Annotated in this window: 14 protein-coding genes; all 14 read left to right on the top strand. The window is 70.3% G+C overall.

The window, feature by feature from the left end:
• The first annotated feature begins 35 nt into the window (after nt 1–35).
• The 14 genes from dinB to ACRQ5B_RS16130 all read left to right on the top strand — a co-directional run bounded on the left by dinB (nt 36) and on the right by ACRQ5B_RS16130 (nt 17,467).
• Nucleotides 36–1,238: a DNA polymerase IV gene (gene dinB, locus ACRQ5B_RS16195; RefSeq protein ID WP_412883252.1), complete on the top strand. Its 1,203-nt coding sequence runs from the start codon at nt 36–38 to the stop codon at nt 1,236–1,238.
• A 274-nt stretch (nt 1,239–1,512) separates the two neighbouring features.
• Nucleotides 1,513–1,887 (top strand): DUF3040 domain-containing protein, encoded by a 375-nt coding sequence (locus ACRQ5B_RS16190; protein WP_412882686.1) that lies wholly within the window; start codon nt 1,513–1,515, stop codon nt 1,885–1,887.
• 331 nt (nt 1,888–2,218) lie between these two features.
• Nucleotides 2,219–2,647 carry a division/cell wall cluster transcriptional repressor MraZ gene (mraZ, locus tag ACRQ5B_RS16185; RefSeq protein ID WP_160666519.1) on the top strand — a complete coding sequence of 143 codons (429 nt, stop codon included), beginning with the start codon at nt 2,219–2,221 and terminating at the stop codon, nt 2,645–2,647.
• 173 nt (nt 2,648–2,820) lie between these two features.
• Nucleotides 2,821–3,822 carry a 16S rRNA (cytosine(1402)-N(4))-methyltransferase RsmH gene (gene rsmH, locus ACRQ5B_RS16180; RefSeq protein WP_432395655.1) on the top strand — a complete coding sequence of 334 codons (1,002 nt, stop codon included), beginning with the start codon at nt 2,821–2,823 and terminating at the stop codon, nt 3,820–3,822.
• Nucleotides 3,819–4,523, top strand: a complete 705-nt coding sequence (locus ACRQ5B_RS16175; protein ID WP_432395652.1) for a hypothetical protein — start codon at nt 3,819–3,821, stop codon at nt 4,521–4,523. Before rsmH ends, ACRQ5B_RS16175 begins: the two co-directional genes overlap by 4 nt.
• Before the next feature lie 55 nt (nt 4,524–4,578).
• Nucleotides 4,579–6,381 (top strand): peptidoglycan D,D-transpeptidase FtsI family protein, encoded by a 1,803-nt coding sequence (locus ACRQ5B_RS16170; RefSeq protein WP_432395649.1) that lies wholly within the window; start codon nt 4,579–4,581, stop codon nt 6,379–6,381.
• Nucleotides 6,382–6,488: 107 nt separating this feature from the next.
• Nucleotides 6,489–8,222, top strand: a complete 1,734-nt coding sequence (locus tag ACRQ5B_RS16165) for a UDP-N-acetylmuramoyl-L-alanyl-D-glutamate--2,6-diaminopimelate ligase (protein WP_432395647.1) — start codon at nt 6,489–6,491, stop codon at nt 8,220–8,222.
• Between the two features lie 6 nt (nt 8,223–8,228).
• Entirely contained in the window at nt 8,229–9,725 is a 1,497-nt protein-coding gene (locus ACRQ5B_RS16160) for a UDP-N-acetylmuramoyl-tripeptide--D-alanyl-D-alanine ligase (protein WP_432395644.1), read from the top strand.
• Nucleotides 9,722–10,831, top strand: coding sequence for a phospho-N-acetylmuramoyl-pentapeptide-transferase (gene mraY / locus ACRQ5B_RS16155; RefSeq protein WP_432395641.1), 1,110 nt, complete (start codon nt 9,722–9,724; stop codon nt 10,829–10,831). Before ACRQ5B_RS16160 ends, mraY begins: the two co-directional genes overlap by 4 nt.
• A complete protein-coding gene (gene murD / locus ACRQ5B_RS16150; protein WP_432395638.1) occupies nt 10,813–12,414 on the top strand; it encodes a UDP-N-acetylmuramoyl-L-alanine--D-glutamate ligase in 1,602 nt (533 codons plus the stop codon). Before mraY ends, murD begins: the two co-directional genes overlap by 19 nt.
• Nucleotides 12,415–12,416: 2 nt before the next feature.
• Entirely contained in the window at nt 12,417–13,964 is a 1,548-nt protein-coding gene (ftsW, locus tag ACRQ5B_RS16145) for a putative lipid II flippase FtsW (RefSeq protein ID WP_432395635.1), read from the top strand.
• The gene (gene murG / locus ACRQ5B_RS16140) at nt 13,964–15,118 is read left to right on the top strand and encodes an undecaprenyldiphospho-muramoylpentapeptide beta-N-acetylglucosaminyltransferase (protein WP_432395632.1); all 1,155 of its coding nucleotides are present in this window, start codon (nt 13,964–13,966) and stop codon (nt 15,116–15,118) included. The genes ftsW and murG overlap by 1 nt, the downstream gene beginning before the upstream one ends.
• A gap of 26 nt (nt 15,119–15,144) precedes the next feature.
• Nucleotides 15,145–16,557, top strand: coding sequence for a UDP-N-acetylmuramate--L-alanine ligase (gene murC, locus ACRQ5B_RS16135; RefSeq protein WP_432395629.1), 1,413 nt, complete (start codon nt 15,145–15,147; stop codon nt 16,555–16,557).
• The gene (locus tag ACRQ5B_RS16130; RefSeq protein WP_432395626.1) at nt 16,550–17,467 is read left to right on the top strand and encodes a cell division protein FtsQ/DivIB; all 918 of its coding nucleotides are present in this window, start codon (nt 16,550–16,552) and stop codon (nt 17,465–17,467) included. Before murC ends, ACRQ5B_RS16130 begins: the two co-directional genes overlap by 8 nt.
• The last annotated feature ends 12 nt before the right edge of the window (nt 17,468–17,479 follow it).

Genomic DNA, 17,479 nt, shown 5'->3' with positions numbered 1-17,479 from the left:
CCGGAACGGGCAGCGGATCATCCGGCGGAACGGCGTTGAGCGCCGATGCGCTGCGTGAGCTGCGCGGCAGCAGCATCCTGCACGTGGACATGGATGCCTTCTTCGTCTCGGTGGAGCTCCGGACCCGGCCCGAACTCAAGGGCAGGCCGGTGATCGTCGGCTACCCCGGGGAACGGTCCGTCGTCCTCTCCGCCTCCTACGAGGCACGCAAGTTCGGCGTCAAGTCGGCCATGCCGATGGCCCTCGCAGCACGGATGTGCCCGGCCGCGGTCATCATCGAACCCCGCCACAAGCTCTACTACGAAGTCTCCGGGCAAATCATGGCCATCTTCGGCTCGATCACCGACCTCGTGGAACCGCTCAGTGTCGACGAGGCGTTCCTCGACGTCGGCGGCGCCATCCGCAGGCTCGGCCCGCCGCGGGAGATCGGCGCCCTGATCCGACGCCGGGTCTCGGCCGAACTCGGCATCACCGCCTCGGTGGGAATCGCCGCCAGCAAGTTCGTGGCGAAGATCGCCTCCACCCGCTGCAAGCCGGACGGGCTGTTGCTGATTGCCCCGGAGGAGACCGTGCCTTATCTCCACACCCTGCCGGTCAACGCGCTCTGGGGCGTGGGCGCCAAGACGGTCGAGGTCCTGGCCCGGATGGGAATCCGCACCGTGGCGGATGTGGCCGCCACCCCGCTGCCCTCGCTGCGGAAGATCCTCGGGGCCACCGGCGAACACGTCCACCGGCTCTCCTGGGGCATCGACCCGCGGCCGGTCACCCCGGTGCGGCTGGAGAAGAGCATCGGCGCCGAGGAGACGTTCGCCGTGGACACCACCGACGCGGCCCTGCTGCACCGTGAGCTCCTGCGCCTCTCCCACCGGACTGCGGGACGGCTTAGGAGCGCCGGTATGCACGCGCGGACCGTCGCGCTCAAGCTGCGCTACGCCGATTTCTCCACCATCACCCGCAGCCGGACCGTCAGCACCCCGCTGGACAGCGCCCAGCTGCTCTACGGAGTGGCGGTGCAGCTGCTCGACTCGGTCGGGGACCGGCCCATGGCAGTCCGCCTCATCGGCATCCGGGCCGAACAGCTGGAGGAGGCCGCGCAGGCGCCGCTGCAGTTGAGCCTTGACCGGCGGGATGACAACTGGCGCGCCGCCGAGCAGGCCCTGGATAAAGTGACCCGGAAATTCGGCGCCAGTTCGGTCCTTCCGGCCCGTCTGCTGGACCCGTCGCCTGGTACGGACTGACCATGCGGCGGAGACCCCGGCGGGGCGCCGCCGGAGGACTTTCGGCGTCTTTCAGAACGGGCCCCGACAAACTATCCTTATTTATACGTAGATTTCGAACGACTGGATGGAACGTTCGGACTGCCGGCTGTGTCAGGGGAAGCGACCGTGAACGGCCTCGAAGGTGCCAGTCGTCCGATGGTGGACGACGGGAACCGACGGGGAGTTCCGGACGTTGGGCAGGTAGGACAGGGCCGCGTCAGATCCGGACGTTGGCCGATTAAAGGAGGTCGTGATGCCGCTCTCGGAGCACGAACAGAAGTTGCTAGAGCAACTTGAGAAGCAGCTGCACGAGGACGATCCCAAGTTTGCCAGTTCCATGGGATCGGACCCGGTCCGCTCCTGGTCCACCCGGCACCTGGTGATCGGAATCCTCGGCACCCTCGCGGGCGTTCTCCTGCTGTTGCTGGGCGTCTCGCTGCAGAACATCATCGTCGGGGTCCTGGGCTTCGTGGTGATGGGAGCCGGCGTTTACTACGCCACCATGCGCAACGGCGGCGTCAAGGCCAAGGCCGGCGGAACGCCCCGCAAGCCCGGCAAGCCGCGCAGCTCGTTCATGAGCAACCTCGAGGAACGCTGGGAAGAACGGCACCGCGGCGGGGACGCCTGACCGCAGACCCTGCTCCACACCGCTCCACCGGCACCGCCTCCACTTCACACCACCGGCACCCGGTTTCCGCGACCAAGGCCCGCTTCGGCGGGCCTTTCGCCTCTAACCCACCTTTTGGCCCCCACCAGGCCCCTTTTGCCCTCCACCGCGCACCACTTTGGCTCCTTCCCTTTATTGGCGCGGGACACCGCCAGGAAAAATGTGTCGAAATTGTGGCCAAAAGGCCGGAATGTCGTTGACGGGGGAGCGAAGTGGAGTAATGTGGAGCGCGTAAGAGGGTAGTGGCAGCACAGGGGACGTTGGACTTCCTAGAACAGACGGGTGGTGGGCCGTGTTTCTCGGCACTCATTCACCACGCCTGGACGAGAAAGGCCGCATCATCCTGCCGGCGAAGTTCCGCGAGGAACTGGCCGGGGGTCTGGTTCTCACGAGGGGCCAGGAGCGTTGCATCTACGTCTTCAGTGAGGCGGAATTCGGCCGGGTTCACGAGCAGATGCGGGAGGCTCCAATTTCCTCCAAGCAGGCCCGTGACTACATCCGCGTTTTCCTCTCTGGAGCCTCGGACGAGGTACCTGACAAGCAGGGGCGCGTGACGATTCCGCCGGCGCTCCGGGAGTACGCAGGACTCGGCAGGGAGCTGGCCGTCATTGGCGCCGGCACCCGCGCGGAGATCTGGGACGCCCAGGCCTGGAACGAGTACCTGGCTGAGAAGGAAACCGCCTTCTCGGAAACCGACGACGCCATTCCGGGGATTCTCTAGCCCCCGGCGCCGCCGCCGCACAACCCGCTTCTTGATCGAGATCTCCAGCCGCCCATCCCGCACCCCACCTGGCTCACTTCCCCGGAGCCAGGCGGACCGCAGGATAGGCGCGGATGGGGATCTGGACCAAGAAGCACCCCTCCAGAACCGCCAACCCAGGAAAGGACGCAGGCATGAGTGACGACTCCCACCAGGCGAAGCCTACGTCCGAACGCCATGTACCGGTCCTCAAGGACCGGTGCATCAATTTGTTGGCCCCGGGATTCGACGCGGCCCGGCTCCGCGGCGAGACGCCCGTCGTCGTTGACGCGACGCTCGGCATGGGCGGCCACTCGGAGGCGATGCTGCAGCGGTTCCCGGACCTGCACCTGATCGGCATCGACCGCGACGAGGAAGCCCTTGCCCTGGCGGGTGAGCGGCTCGCCCCGTTTGCCGACCGCACCGACCTGGTCCACGCGGTCTACGACGAGATCGCTGAGGTGATCGAGGACCTCGGTTTCAGCGAAGTGCACGGCATCCTGATGGACCTCGGCGTCTCCTCCCTGCAGCTGGACGAACGGGACCGGGGCTTCGCCTACTCCTTCGACGCCCCGCTGGACATGCGGATGGACACCAGCCGCGGGATCACCGCGGCCGACGTCGTCAATACTTACAGCGAAGAGGACCTGGTCCGGATCATCCGGAAGTGGGGCGAGGAAAAGTTCGCCGGCCGGATCGCCAACCGGATCGTGGCCGCCCGCGCCGAGCGTCCCTTCACCACCACTGCCCAGCTGGTCGACACCATCCGGGCGGTCGTCCCCGCCGGCGCCGCCAAGTCCGGCGGACACCCGGCCAAGCGGACCTTCCAGGCCCTGCGCATCGAGGTCAACGAGGAACTCGACGTGCTGGAACGCGCCATCCCCGCCGCCGTGGCCTCGATCGCCCTCGGCGGCCGGGTCGTCGTGATGTCCTACCACTCGCTGGAAGACAAGATCGTCAAGGCCGTCTTCCAGGCCGGCTCGAAATCCTCCGCGCCCCTGGGCTTCCCGGTGGAGCTCGAGGAGCACAAGCCGGAACTGAAAACCCTGACGAAGGGCACCGAGGTGCCCACCGCCGCCGAAATCGCCGAAAACCCACGCGCAGCCTCCGCCAGGCTCCGCGCCGTGGAACGCATCAAAGCCAGGAGAGACGCATGAGCGCTGCCGCCGCCACCACGTACCCCGTGTCCACCGCTGCGACCGCGCGTGCACTGCCGGAGCTCCAGCCGGGGCAGCCGGCCCGGAAGAACCGCACCCCGCTCTCGGTGGTCCGGTCCGTCCCGCGCCGCCGCCGGGCCCCGTTCGTCGTCATGTGCTTCGGCCTGCTGGCCCTGGCCCTGATGGCCGTGCTGGTGCTGAACATCTCCGTTTCCTCTGCCCAGTACCAGCTGGTGGAGCTGCGGGCGAAGCAGAACACGCTGACCAAGCAGAACCAGGACCTCACCCAGCAGGTGCAGAACTACGACGCCCCGCAGAACCTGGCCGCCAAGGCCACGGAGCTGGGCATGGTGGCCTCCACTGCCAAGGGCCAGATCGACCTGTCCACGCTCTCGGTCACCGGCAAGGCCAAGCCCGCCGCGAAGTCGGACGCGCCCTCCGCCGTGATCGCCGCCCCGGCCATCGCCGGCCAGGTCGCCGTCGTTCCCGCACCGACCGCCCAGGATCCGCTCGCCAACCGCAAGCCGGCCGACAGCACCGCCGCTGCGGCTTCCGCCACCGACGCCGCCGCGAAGACCGCGGCCGACGCAGCCAAGCAGGCGGCGGAACAGGCCGCAGCCAAGGCCGCCGCGGCCGTGCCCGCCGTCGAACTGCACGGCGGCTCTATCCCGGCGCCGGCTCAGAAGACACCCGGCAAGTAGCCCCGGCCGGTAACGGACAGGACCACCCCGCACCGCCGACCAGCAAGGAAGTACCGTGGCGCAGAACACCGGCAAGGCACGCTCATCCCGGACCTCAAGCGCCACCCGGCGGCTGCGGATCGGGCTCTGCCTGATGCTCGCTCTGCTGCTGGTGGTGGGCGCCAAGCTCTTCCTGGTCCAGGGCCTGGACATGGGCGGGATGGCCGAGGCGGCCCTGAAGAACCGGCTCACGCCCACGGTGCTTCCGGCCGAGCGCGGCAAGATCCTCGACGCTTCCGGCAACGTGCTGGCCAGCAGCGTTATCCGCTACAACGTGGTGGTGGACCAGACCGTCAACACCGCCACCGCCACCTTCCCCCGGATCGACAAGGTGGACGGCAAGGATACGGTCGTCAAGATCCCGCGGGATCAGGGTATTGAGGAACTCGCCAACGTCCTCGGCATGAAAAAGGACGACGTCAAGAACGCCCTGACCGGCACCCAGCGCTACTACATCGTCGCCAAGGACATCCGGCCCGACGTCGAGGACCGGATCTCCAAGCTGCAGATTCCGGGCCTGGCCTCGGAAGGCACCAGCAAGCGCGTCTACCCCAACGGCTCGGTGGCCGGCGGCATCGTCGGCTTCCTCAAGGACGGCACCACCGGCCAGGCCGGCCTCGAACAGACCCAGGACGACGTGTTGAAGGGCACCCCGGGCAAGCGCGTCTTCGAGATCGGCGCCGACGGCCTGCGCATCCCGGTGGGCGTGGACCAGTTGACGCCCGCCGTCAACGGCAAGGACGTCAAGCTCACCCTGAATTCAGACCTGCAGTACTTCGCCCAGCAGGCAATTCAGAGCCAGAAGGACAAGCTCAGCGCCGAGTGGGGGATCATCGTCATCTCCGACGTGAAGAACGGCAACATCATCGCGATGGCGGACACCAACGCCCCGGACCCCAACGACCCGGGCAAGGTCGACGCCAAGGACCGCGGCGTCCGCGCCGTCACCGCCGCCTATGAACCCGGCTCGGTGGAGAAGATGATCACCGCCGCCTCGGCCATCGAGGAGGGCACCTCCCACCCGCTGGACACCTACACCATCCCGCCGACCTACACCGTGGACGGGCAGACCTTCTCCGACGCGTTCGAGCACGGCACCGAGCAGCGGACCCTCGCCGGGATCGTGGGCTACTCGATGAACACCGGCACCGTGATGGTCGGCCAGAAGCTGAGCAAGGAAAAGCGGCACGACTGGCTGCAGAAGTTCGGCATCGGCGAGGCCCCGGACATCGGGCTGCCCGCCGAGACGCCCGGCATCCTCACACCCGCGGACCAGTGGGACGGCCGGCAGCAGTACACCGTCCTCTTCGGCCAGGGCGTGGCGCAGTCCACCCTGCAGACTGTCCGGGCCTACCAGAGCATCGCCAACGACGGCGTCATGCTCCAGCCCCGCCTGATCGACAGCTACATTGACCCGGACGGCCACGAGGAAAAGGTCCCCGCCAAGGACAGCCGGCAAGTGGTCAGCAAGGACACCGCCAAGCAGGTCCGGGACATCCTGGAGAGCGCCGTGACCGAGGGCGAGATCAAGGACGCGGCGATCGACGGCTACCGGGTGGGCGCCAAGACCGGCACCTCCGAGTCCCCGTGCGACGACGGCAAGCCCGGCTTCTGCGGCTACACCGCCTCCATGGTGGGGATGGCGCCGATGGACGATCCGCGGTTTATTGTTGAAGTGGTCCTGCAGCGGCCCAAGGGCAGCATCTACGGCATCACCAACGGGCCCGTTTTCCGTTCGGTGATGGGCCAGACGCTGCGGACCTACAACGTCCAGCCCTCCACCGGCGCACCGGTCAGGCTGCCGCAGTACGCCAAGTAGCACACGAGACCACCAGCCAGCAGCACGTTATTCACGCAGCCGGGCCTGGGTGCGGGGCAATCCTCCGCGCGCAGCGCGCGCTGCCCGCACCACCGACGGAGAACCCCTTGTCAGAACCCACCGCCCAGGATCCGGCCGCCGAGAACGAGGGCCGGGACGCCGCCGCGGCGTTCCGCCCGGCCGCCGTGGCCCCCGTGCCCCTGGAGACCCTTGGCGGCTGGATCGGCGTCGTGGTTCCGGGTGCCTCGGCCGCCGTCGACGTCACCGGCATCTCGCTGAACTCCCGTACCGTGCTGCCGGGGGATCTCTACGTCGCACTGCCCGGAGCCTCCCGGCACGGGGCCGACTTCGTCGCCCAGGCCGTGGAGGCCGGTGCCGTGGCCGTGCTGACCGACGACGCCGGGGCGCGGCTGCTGGCGCTCTCGAATGACATCGCCGTCCCTGTGCTGGTCACCTCCGAGCCACGGACCCTGGTGGGCCGGCTCTCCGCGCTGATCTACCGCAGCCGCCCCGAGCGCGGCATCGGGCAGGGCACCGACAGCCATGGCACTGACAGCACCTCTGACGGCGCTGCAAACCCGGTGCCGGCGCTGTACGGCGTGACCGGCACCAACGGCAAGACCACCACCACGTACTTCACCAACGCCCTGCTGCGCGCCCTGGGGCGCCGCCCCGGGCTGATCGGCACCATCGAGATCCTGGCCGGCGGCGAGCCGATCCCCAGCCTGCTGACCACCCCGGAATCAACCGACGTGCACGCCCTGCTGGCGCTCATGCGCGAACGCGGACTCGACGCGGCCTCCATGGAGGTCTCCTCGCACGCCATCGCCTTCCACCGCGTCGACGGGGTGGACTTCGACGTCGCCGGCTTCACCAACCTGACCCAGGACCACCTGGACCTGCACGGGACCATGGAGGAGTACTTCCAGACCAAGGCCCGCCTCTTCACGCCCGAACTGGCCCGCGCCGCCGTGGTCACGGTCGACGACGAGTGGGGCCGCAGGCTCGCCGGCCTCGCCGCCGGCACCGGCCTGCCGGTCACCACGCTCGCCGCCGCCGTCACGGAAACCGACGCCGCCGGGAGTGACGCCGGGGCCGACGCCGACTGGACCGTCACCGGGACCACCGCCCGCGGGCTCGGCACCGACTTCGTGCTCCGGCACCGGGACGGCGCGATCCTCACCGTGCACACCGGCCTGCCGGGCGGCTTCAACGTCGCCAACGCGGCCCTCGCCACCGTCATGGTCCTGGCCGGCGGCGCCACGGTCGAGGCGGTGCAGGCCGCCCTCGACGCCGCCGACCCGTTCACCGTCGCCGTGCCCGGCCGCATGCAGCTGGTCGCCACCGAGCCTGCCGCCGTCGTCGACTTCGCCCACAATCCCGACGCCCTCGCCCGCGCGCTGGAGGCGGTCCGGTCTCCGGACCCCGGGTCCAAGGTGATCGTTGTCTTCGGCGCCACCGGCCAACGCGACCAGGGCAAGCGGCCCGCCATGGGGGCGATTGCCGCCCGCCTGGCGGACATCGTGATCGTCAGCGACGACGACCCGCACGATGAAGACGCCGCCGCGATCCGCGCGGACGTCCTGGCCGGCGCGCTCGAAGCCCAGCAGACCTCCAGCCCGGACTGTACCGTCCTGGAAGTTTTCCCGCGGGACGAAGCCATCCGCAAAGCGGTGGAACTCGCCGGCCCCGGCGACACGATCCTGGTCGCCGGCCGCGGCCATGAGGTCTGGCAGGAGGTCAAGGGCGTCAACCTGGCCCTCGATGACCGCGTGGAACTGCGCACTGCCTTGACAGCCCGGGGATTCACCGTTCTCGACGACCAGCGGATAGAGTCCTAAACCGAGATGATTGCATTTACCGCGGCGGAAATCGCCGACATAACCAACGGCCGGCTGGCCGCCGATCCGGAGCTCACGCCCGGGTCCGTGGTCACCGACTCCCGCGAAGCGACGCCGGGCTCCCTCTACGTGGCCAAGCCCGGTGAAGCCGCCGACGGGCACGACTTCGTGGCCGCCGCCTTCGACCGCGGCGCGGTCCTGGCGCTGGCCGAGCGCGAGGTCTCCGACGCCGCCGGCAAGTCCTTCCCGGCCGTGATCGTCGAGGACGCGGTCCTGGCCATGGGCGCCCTGGCCGCCGAGGCCGTCCGCCGGATCCGGCAGCACCGCGCCGCCGCCGGCGAGGACTTCACCGTGGTGGGCATCACCGGCTCCGCCGGCAAGACCACCACCAAGGACCTGCTGGCCGGCATCTTCGCCGGCTCCGGCGAGACCGTCGCGCCGCAGGGCTCCTACAACGGCGAGGTCGGCGTCCCGCTCACCGTTTTCAAGGCCGGCTTCGGCACCCGCTACCTCGTCATCGAAATGGGTGCCACCGGCATCGGCCACATCACCTACCTTTCCGAGATAGTCCGCCCGGAGATCGGCGTCGTGCTCTGCGTCGGCACCGCCCACGCCGGCGAATTCGGCGGGGTCGAGAACATCGCCCGCGCCAAGGGCGAAATGGTCGAGGGCCTCCCGGCCGACGGCACCGCCGTGCTGAACCTCGACGACCCGCGCGTTGCGGCCATGGCCGCCAGGACCCAGGCCACCGTGCTGGGCTTCTCCGGCGAATCCGGCCAGACCGGCGCGGGCGTCCTCGCCACCAACGTCGAGCTCAATGCCGGCGGCAGCCCCGAATTCGACCTGGTACTGCCCGACGGCGGCACGCACCACGTCTCCGCCCGCCTGATCGGCGCCCACCACCTGACCAACCTGCTGGCCGCCGCGTCCGCCGCATTCGCCGCCGGCATCCCCGGCGCGCAGATCGCCGCGTCCCTCAGCAGCCAGAGCGCCGCGAGCCGCTGGCGGATGGAACGCACCGAACGGGCCGACGGCGTCACCATCATCAACGACGCCTACAACGCCAACCCCGAGTCGATGCGGGCCGCGCTCCGCACCCTGGCCGACCTCGGCCGCGGCCGGCGCACCTGGGCCGTGCTCGGCGCCATGCTGGAACTGGGCGAGGACTCCATCCGCGAGCACACCGCCGTCGGCACCCAGGTGGTCCGGCTCAACATCTCCCGGCTCCTGGTGATCGGCCGGGAAGCCCGCGCCCTCTACGTCTCCGCCGTCAACGAGGGCTCCTGGGGCGACGAATGCATCTTCGCCGAGAACGTCGAGGAGGCCTACGGAATCCTAGAAGCCGAGCTCGAACCCGGCGACCTAGTCCTCTTCAAGTCCTCCAACAGCATCGGCCTGCGCCACCTGGGGGACCGGATAGCATTAGCTGCACCGGCGCCGGACGCCGCCCCGGGCACCGGCCCGGACGCCACCCCTGCCACCGACGGGAGCACCCTGCCGTGATCGCACTGCTGATGGGCTCCGGACTGGCACTGCTGCTGTCCTTCCTCGGTACCCCGCTCTTCATCCGCTTCCTGGTCCGCAAGGGCTACGGGCAGTTCATCCGCGACGACGGACCCACCTCGCACCACACCAAGCGCGGCACCCCCACCATGGGCGGCGCCGTCGTGGTGGTGGGCGTGCTGATCGCCTACTTCGCCACGCACCTGGTGATGTGGTGGATGAACCCGGCCTCGCCCGGACCCACCGCCTCGGCCATGCTCCTGCTCTTCCTCATGGTGGGCATGGGCCTGGTGGGCTTCCTGGACGACTTCATCAAGATCTCCGCCCAGCGCAGCCTGGGCCTGAACGCCAAGGCCAAACTCATCCTCCAGGCCGCGGTCGGCATCATCTTCGCCGTCCTCGCCCTGACCTTCCCGGACGAGCAGGGCGTCACCCCGGCGTCGTACCAGATCTCCCTGGTCCGCGACATTCCCTGGCTCAACCTGGCCTTCGGCGGCACCGTGGTGGGCGCGATCCTGTTCGTCCTCTGGTCCAACCTGATCGTCACCGCCGCGACCAACGGCGTGAACCTCACCGACGGCCTGGACGGCCTCGCCGCCGGCGCCTCCGTGATGGTGTTCGGCGCCTACACGCTGATCGGGATCTGGCAGAGCAACCAGTCCTGCGGCTCGCCCCGGCAGGCCGGCGGCGGCTGCTACACCGTCCGCGACCCGCTGGACCTGGCCCTGCTGGCGGCCATCCTCAGCGCGGCGCTGGTGGGCTTCCTCTGGTGGAACACCTCCCCGGCCAAGATCTTCATGGGCGACACCGGCTCGCTCGCGATCGGCGGCGCTGTGGCGGGCTTCGCCATCCTCTCCCGCACCGAACTGCTGCTGGCCTTCATCGGCGGCCTGTTCGTCCTGATCACCCTCTCGGTCATCATCCAGGTGGGCTACTTCAAGATCACCAAGGGCAAGCGGTTCTTCAAGATGGCGCCGCTGCAGCACCACTTCGAACTCAAGGGCTGGGCCGAGGTCACGGTCGTGGTCCGGTTCTGGATCCTCTGCGGACTCTTCGTCGCCGCCGGCCTCGGCATCTTCTACGCGGAATGGGTGGTACTGCTGTGATCGGCACGATTCCCGAACCCCTCGCCAGCTCGCCCCGGCTGGACGGACTCACCAGCTGGGACGCCGACTGGGCCGGCCTGCGCGTGGTGGTGACCGGCATCGGCATCTCCGGCTTCGCCGCCGCGGACACCCTGATCGAGCTGGGCGCCCGAGTGGTCGTGGTGGACGCCGCCCAGACCCCCAAGGCCCTGGCCCAGGCGGACACGCTGAAGATCGTTGGGGCGGCCGACGTGCTGCTCGGCGAGGACGCCGTCGCCTCCGTGCCGCGGGTCGACGGCGAGGTCCCCGACCTGATCGTCACGTCCCCGGGCTGGCGGCCGGACCAGGCCCTGCTCGCCGCCGCCGCGCGGGCGCACATCCCCATCTGGGGCGACGTCGAACTCGCCTGGCGTGTCCGCGTCCGCGAGGGCCGCAAGACCGCCGACTGGATCACCATCACCGGCACCAACGGCAAGACCACCACGGTGGGCCTGACCGAGTCGATGCTGCAGGCCGCCGGCCTCAAGGCGATCGCCGTCGGCAACGTGGGCACCCCCATCCTGGATGCGCTGCGCGACCCGGTGGACTACGACGTCTTCGCCGTCGAACTCTCCAGCTTCCAGCTGCACTGGAGCCACTCCATCTCCCCGGTGTCCAGCGTGTGCCTCAACGTCGCCGAGGACCACGTGGACTGGCACGGCTCCTACGACTCCTACCTCGCGGACAAGGCCAAGGTCTACGAACGGACCCAGAAGGCCTGCGTCTACAACGCCGAGCAGATCGAGACCGAGCGGATGGTCGAGGACGCCGACGTCGTCGAGGGCTGCCGCGCCGTCGCCTTCACCACCCTGACCCCGGCGATCAGCATGGTCGGCGTCGTCGAGGGTCTCCTCGTCGACCGCGCCTTCATCGCCGAACGCAAGGACAGCGCTGCCGAGCTCGCCGCCATGAGCGACCTCGGACCGGTGGCCCCGCGGCACATGGTGGCCAACGCCCTCGCAGCGGCCGCCCTGGTCCGCGCCTACGGGGTGGAACCCGCCGCCGTCCGGGAGGGCCTGCAGAACTACCTCCCGGGGGACCACCGTATCCAGCCGGTCGCGAAGCAGGGCGGGGTGCTCTGGATCAACGACTCCAAGGCCACCAACCCGCACGCCGCCGCCGCGTCGTTGGCCGCCTTCGAGCACGTCATCTGGATCGCCGGCGGCCTGTCCAAGGGTGTGAACTACGACTCACTGGTGCGCGAAAACGCCGCCAGGCTCAAGGCCGTGGTGCTGATCGGGGCCGACTCCTCGGACCTGCTGGCCTCCCTCGAGCGACACGCGCCGGATGTCCCGGTGATCGGCCACGCCAAGGGTGAGACTGAAAAGGAGCAGACTGCCGGACCGGCCGACGCCGACGCAGCCCCCTCGCCGATTTTTGGCGAGACTGTGATGGCCCAGGCCGTAGCGTCCGCCGCACAGCTGGCCGCCCCGGGGGACACTGTGCTCCTGGCCCCGGCAGCTGCGTCCATGGATCAGTTCTCTTCCTATGCTCACCGTGGCGACGCCTTCATCGAAGCTGTCCGCGAGCTCGTGGAAGGGCAGGCTCAGACCACCGAGGAGTAGCAATGGTCAGCACGCCCACCCGTCCCGCCGCGGCACCCTCCGGCGGCACGGCCGCCGCAAGCCGCCTCCGCGGCTGGTACCGGATGTTTTGGTCCGCCCTCGAGGGCAACGGCCGCTCCCGGAACGGCTCCACCTACTACCTGATCCTGGGATCCACCCTGGCGCTCACGGCGATCGGCATCATGATGGTGCTTTCGGCCTCCAGCGTCGAATCCATCGCCGCGGGGGAGTCACCCTATTCGGCGGCGCTGAAGCAAGGACTCTTCGCCGCGATCGGCGTCTTCGTCATGTTCGTCCTCTCCCGGGTTAACGTCGTCTGGCTCAAGCGCTTCGCCTGGCCGGCCATCTTCCTGGCCATCCTCCTGCTGGGCCTCGTGCTCCTGATCGGCCGCAGCACGCTGGGCAACCAGAACTGGATCGACGTCGGCCCCTTCACCTTCCAGCCCTCCGAGGCCGCGAAGCTGGCGCTGGCGCTCTGGATGGCCACCGTGCTGAACCGCAAGGCTGCGTTCCTCAGCCAGTGGCGGCACGTGCTGGTCCCCGTGGTGTTCCCCGGCGCCGCCGTCGTCCTCGGCCTCATCCTGGCCGGCAACGACCTCGGCACCGCCATGATCATCATGATCATCATGGCCGCCGGGCTGTTCTTCGCCGGGGTCCGGCTCTACCTCTTCGGGATCGCCGGTGTGGCGCTGGCGATCGGCACCGCCGTCCTGGCAGTGACCAGCCCCAACCGCATGTGCCGCATCCTCTCCTGGACCGGGCAGACCTGCTCCGACGGTTCGGACCTGAACTACCAGTCCACCAACGGCCTCTACGGCCTGGCCTCCGGCGGCTGGTTCGGCGTGGGCCTGGGCCAGAGCCGGCAGAAGTACAGCTGGATCCCCGAGGCCCACAACGACTTCATCTTCGCGATCATCGGCGAGGAACTCGGACTGATCGGCACGATCGTCGTCCTCATCCTCTTCGCCGTCCTCGGCACCGCGATCTACCGCGTGGTGGTGGCCCAGCAGGACCTGTTCCACCGCGTCCTCGCCGGCGCCATCATGGTCTGGCTGCTGGGACAGGCCACGGTCAACATGGCCGTCGTCACCGGCCTGCTGCCCGTGATCGGGCTGCCGCTGCCGTTCATCTCCTACGGCGGCTCGGCGCTCCTGATGTCCCTCAGCGCCGTCGGCGTCGTCCTGTCCCTGGCCCGGGCGCAGATGGCGCCGGACATGCAGCCCAAGGGCCTGCTCCGCTTCGGTCCCGCCGGGTTCACCCGGATCCTGCGCCGCAAGGTCGTCGCCCGGCGCGACGGGGAGGCGACGACGGCGGCGCCGCCTGCCCAGGCCTCCACGGCGAGGCCCGCCGCCTCCAAAGCCTCTGCCACCAAAGCCTCACCAGCCGCCCGCAAGCCGCCGGGCACGAAGCAGGCCAGCACGAGGCAGGCCGCCACGAGGCAGGCCGCCGCTAAGCCCGCCAGCCCGGCACCGACGGCATCGGCCCCGCGGCCCTCCGGCACCCGGACACCCAGCCCCAAGAACCCCGCACGGAAGCGTACCCAGACCTGATGAACACCCCACCGCCCCTCTCCGTCGTCCTTGCCGGCGGCGGCACCGCCGGCCACATCAGCCCGCTGCTGGCGATCGCCAACGCCGTCAAGGAAGCACGGCCGGACGCGTCCCTGCTGGCCGTCGGCACCCCCAGTGGCATGGAAACCCGGCTGGTGCCCGCCGCCGGGCTGGACCTCGCCACCGTGGACCGCGTGCCCTTCCCGCGCAAGCCGTCCAAGGCGCTCCTGCAGCTGCCGGGCAAGCTTGCCGGCGCCGTCCGGCAGGCCGGCGTCATCCTGGACGACGCCCGGGCCGACGTGCTGGTGGGCGTCGGCGGCTACGTCTGCACCCCGCTCTACCTCGCGGCGTGGCGGCGCAGGATCCCCATCGTGGTCCACGAGGCCAACACCCGCGCGGGCCTGGCCAACCGGGTCGGCGCCCGGCTGAGCCGGCATGTCGCCGTCGCTTTCGCGGCCACCAGGCTGCGCGGCGCCCGCCACGTCGGCATGCCCATGCGCCGCGAGATCTCCGGGCTGGACCGGGGCGCCGCACGCGCCGCGGCCCGCACCGCCCTGGGTCTGGAGCAGGACAAGCCCACCCTGATCGTCACGGGCGGTTCCTCCGGAGCCCAGAGCATCAACCGGGCCATCGCTGCCGCTGCGGACGCCCTCGGCGCCGCCGGCATCCAGACCCTGCACATCACCGGCCGGGACAAGGCCGTCCACGACGCCCAGGGCCGCCTTCTCGAGGCGCCGGGCTACCGCCAGGTCGAATACATCGACGGCATGGAACTGGCCTACGCCGCCGCGGACCTGCTGCTGGCCCGCGCGGGCGCCGCGACCGTCTGCGAGGTGGCCGCCGTCGGGCTCCCCGCGGTGTTCGTGCCGCTGCCCATCGGCAACGGCGAGCAGGCCCTCAACGCCGCCGGACTGGTCGACGCCGGGGCGGCGCTCCTGGTCGACGACGCCGCCTTCGACGCGGCGTGGATCACCGGCACCATCCTCCCGCTCCTGGGAGACCCGGCGCGGCTGGACCGAATGGCCCACGCCGCGGGGCAGTTCGGGATCCGCGACGCGGACCGGCGGATGGCCGCCCTGGTGCTCGAGGCCGCCGGCACCGGCACCACAGACACAGACCCGGGAACAGACCCCACGACGCAGGACAAGCAGTGACCGGCACGTCAGGAAGCGGTAAAGCAATGGCACAGGAAACCGGCACCGGCCAGGCGGCCGAACGCACCCAGGAGTCACTGGGGCGGGTCCACTTCATCGGCATCGGCGGCGTCGGCATGTCCGCCGTCGCCCGCATCATGGTGGCCCGCGGCGTGCCCGTCAGCGGCTCCGACGCCAAGGACCTGCCGGTGATGGCCGACCTCGCCGCCGCCGGTGCCAGGATTGCCGTCGGCTACGACGCGGCCAACCTCGGCGACGCCCAGACCGTGGTGGCCGGGTCCGCGATCCGCGCCGACAACCCCGAACTGGCCGCCGCCAAGGCCGCCGGACTCCCCGTGCTGCACCGCTCCGAGGCGCTGGCCGCCGCTATGGCCCGGGACACCGCCGTCGCGGTCGCCGGCACCCACGGCAAGTCCACCACCACCTCCATGATCACGGTGCTGCTGCAGGGCGCCGGCCTGGACCCCTCCTTCGCCATCGGCGCGAACGTCCCGGCGCTCGGCGTGAACGCCGCCTCCGGGTCCTCGCCGGTGTTCATTGCCGAGGCGGACGAATCCGATGCCTCGTTCCTGAACTACCGCCCGCAGATCGAGGTGGTCACCAACGTCGAACCGGACCACCTGGACCACTACGGCACCGCCGAGGCCGTCTACGAATCCTTTGACCGCTTCACCGCCCTGCTTCCGGCCGACGGCCTGCTGGTCGCCTGCGCCGACGACGACGGCGCCCGGGACCTCGCCCGTCGCACCCGCGAACGCGGCACCACCCGCGTGCTCCTCTACGGCACCTCCCCGGAGGCCGACGTGGTCCTGCTCGACGGCGGCCGGGGTGCCCTCGCGCTGGAGACCGCCACCGGACGGTACGACGTCGAATTGCAGGTCCCCGGCCGGCACAACGCGCTGAACGCGGCGGCCGCCTTCGCCGTGGCGCTGGAGCTGGGCGTGGCGCCGGAGGCCGCCGCCGCAGCACTGGGAGGCTTCACCGGCGCGGCCCGCCGCTTCGAGTACAAGGGCGAGGGCTGCGGCGTCCGCGTCTACGACGACTACGCCCACCACCCCACGGAGGTCCGCGCCGCCCTGGCCGCGGCCCGCTCGGTGGCCGGCGACCGCCGGGTCCACGTGCTCTTCCAGCCGCACCTGTTCTCCCGGACCCGCGAATTCGCCCGGGAGTTCGCCGAGGCCCTCAACGCCGCGGACACCGCCTGGGTCCTGGACATCTACCCTGCCCGCGAAGACCCCATCCCCGGGGTCACCAGCCAGCTGATCGCCGACCACCTGGGCCCCAACGGGCACCTGGTGGGCCCCGGCGCGGACGCCGTCCAGGCCGTGCTCGCCGCCGCGGGCCCGGGCGACATCGTCCTCACCGCAGGTGCCGGCGACGTCACCGCGTACGGGCCGCTGCTGGTGGAGGCGCTCACCGCCGGGATCCCCGGTGCCTAGCTCCCGCCGGCCCGGCTACCCGCCCGCCCCGGCAAGCTCAAGCCAGCGTGGCAGCTCAAGCCAGCGTGGTTCGAGCCGGGACGGCGCGCCTGCGTCCCGCCCCGGCGTCATCACAGCGACAAAGTCGGACCAGGGACCGGGCACGTCTACGGGTACGGCCCAGGGGCCGGCGACGGAGCCGGCGCCCGGCAAGGTCCTGGCCTTCCCCGAACCGAAGGCCCGGCGGCGCCGCCGGATCGTCCTCGGCACCATCGCCGTCGTCGCGGTCCTGATCGCGGGGATCATTGCCGCCGCCGTCTATTCGCCGTGGCTCGCCGTCCGCACGGTGACCGTGCAGGGCACCCGGATGCTCAGCCAGGACCAGATCCAGGCCGCGCTGGCACCGCTGCAGGGCAAGCCCCTGCCCCAGATCAGCGAGAGTGACGTCACCGCGCTGTTGCAGCCCCTGGTGCAGGTCAAGTCCGTGACCAGCCAGGCCCGGCCGCCGTCCACCCTGCAGGTGACCATCGTCGAACGCGTTCCGGTGGCCCTGCTCAAGCAGGGCGAGGCCTTCCAGTTGGTAGACCCGGACGGGGTGCCGCTCGGAACCGCGCCGGACGCCGCCGCGGTGAAGCTTCCCGTCATCGACGGCGGGGGAGGGGCCCTGCCGCAGGATCTGTTCCACGCCATCACCGGCGTGCTCGGCGCGCTCCCGCCGGACATCCTTGCCCGGCTCTCCGACGCCTCCGCCAAGTCTGTGGACGCCGTCGAACTCAAGCTCGTGGACGGGCAGACGATCGTCTGGGGCAACGCGGGGGAGAAGGACCTCAAGGCCCGGGTGCTGGCCGCCCTGCTGAAGGCGCCGGCGGACCCCAAAAACCCCGTGAAGGTCTACGACGTCAGCGTCCCACGCCATCCCGTCACCCGCTGAGGGCCGGCCGGG

The sequence above is a fragment of the Pseudarthrobacter sp. L19 genome (assembly GCF_050859435.1).
GTDB lineage: Bacteria > Actinomycetota > Actinomycetes > Actinomycetales > Micrococcaceae > Arthrobacter.
This window is presented reverse-complemented; position numbering and strand designations above follow the sequence as displayed.

What these genes read in the sequence shown, in the direction of transcription:
- rsmH (WP_432395655.1), top strand. Translation starts at nt 2,821, where the DNA reads ATGAGTGACGACTCCCACCAGGCGAAGCCTACGTCCGAACGCCATGTA.
- ACRQ5B_RS16175 (WP_432395652.1), top strand. Translation starts at nt 3,819, where the DNA reads ATGAGCGCTGCCGCCGCCACCACGTACCCCGTGTCCACCGCTGCGACC.
- murD (WP_432395638.1), top strand. Translation starts at nt 10,813, where the DNA reads ATGGGTGGTACTGCTGTGATCGGCACGATTCCCGAACCCCTCGCCAGC.
- ACRQ5B_RS16190 (WP_412882686.1), top strand. Translation starts at nt 1,513, where the DNA reads ATGCCGCTCTCGGAGCACGAACAGAAGTTGCTAGAGCAACTTGAGAAG.
- murG (WP_432395632.1), top strand. Translation starts at nt 13,964, where the DNA reads ATGAACACCCCACCGCCCCTCTCCGTCGTCCTTGCCGGCGGCGGCACC.
- murC (WP_432395629.1), top strand. Translation starts at nt 15,145, where the DNA reads ATGGCACAGGAAACCGGCACCGGCCAGGCGGCCGAACGCACCCAGGAG.
- ftsW (WP_432395635.1), top strand. Translation starts at nt 12,417, where the DNA reads ATGGTCAGCACGCCCACCCGTCCCGCCGCGGCACCCTCCGGCGGCACG.
- ACRQ5B_RS16160 (WP_432395644.1), top strand. Translation starts at nt 8,229, where the DNA reads ATGATTGCATTTACCGCGGCGGAAATCGCCGACATAACCAACGGCCGG.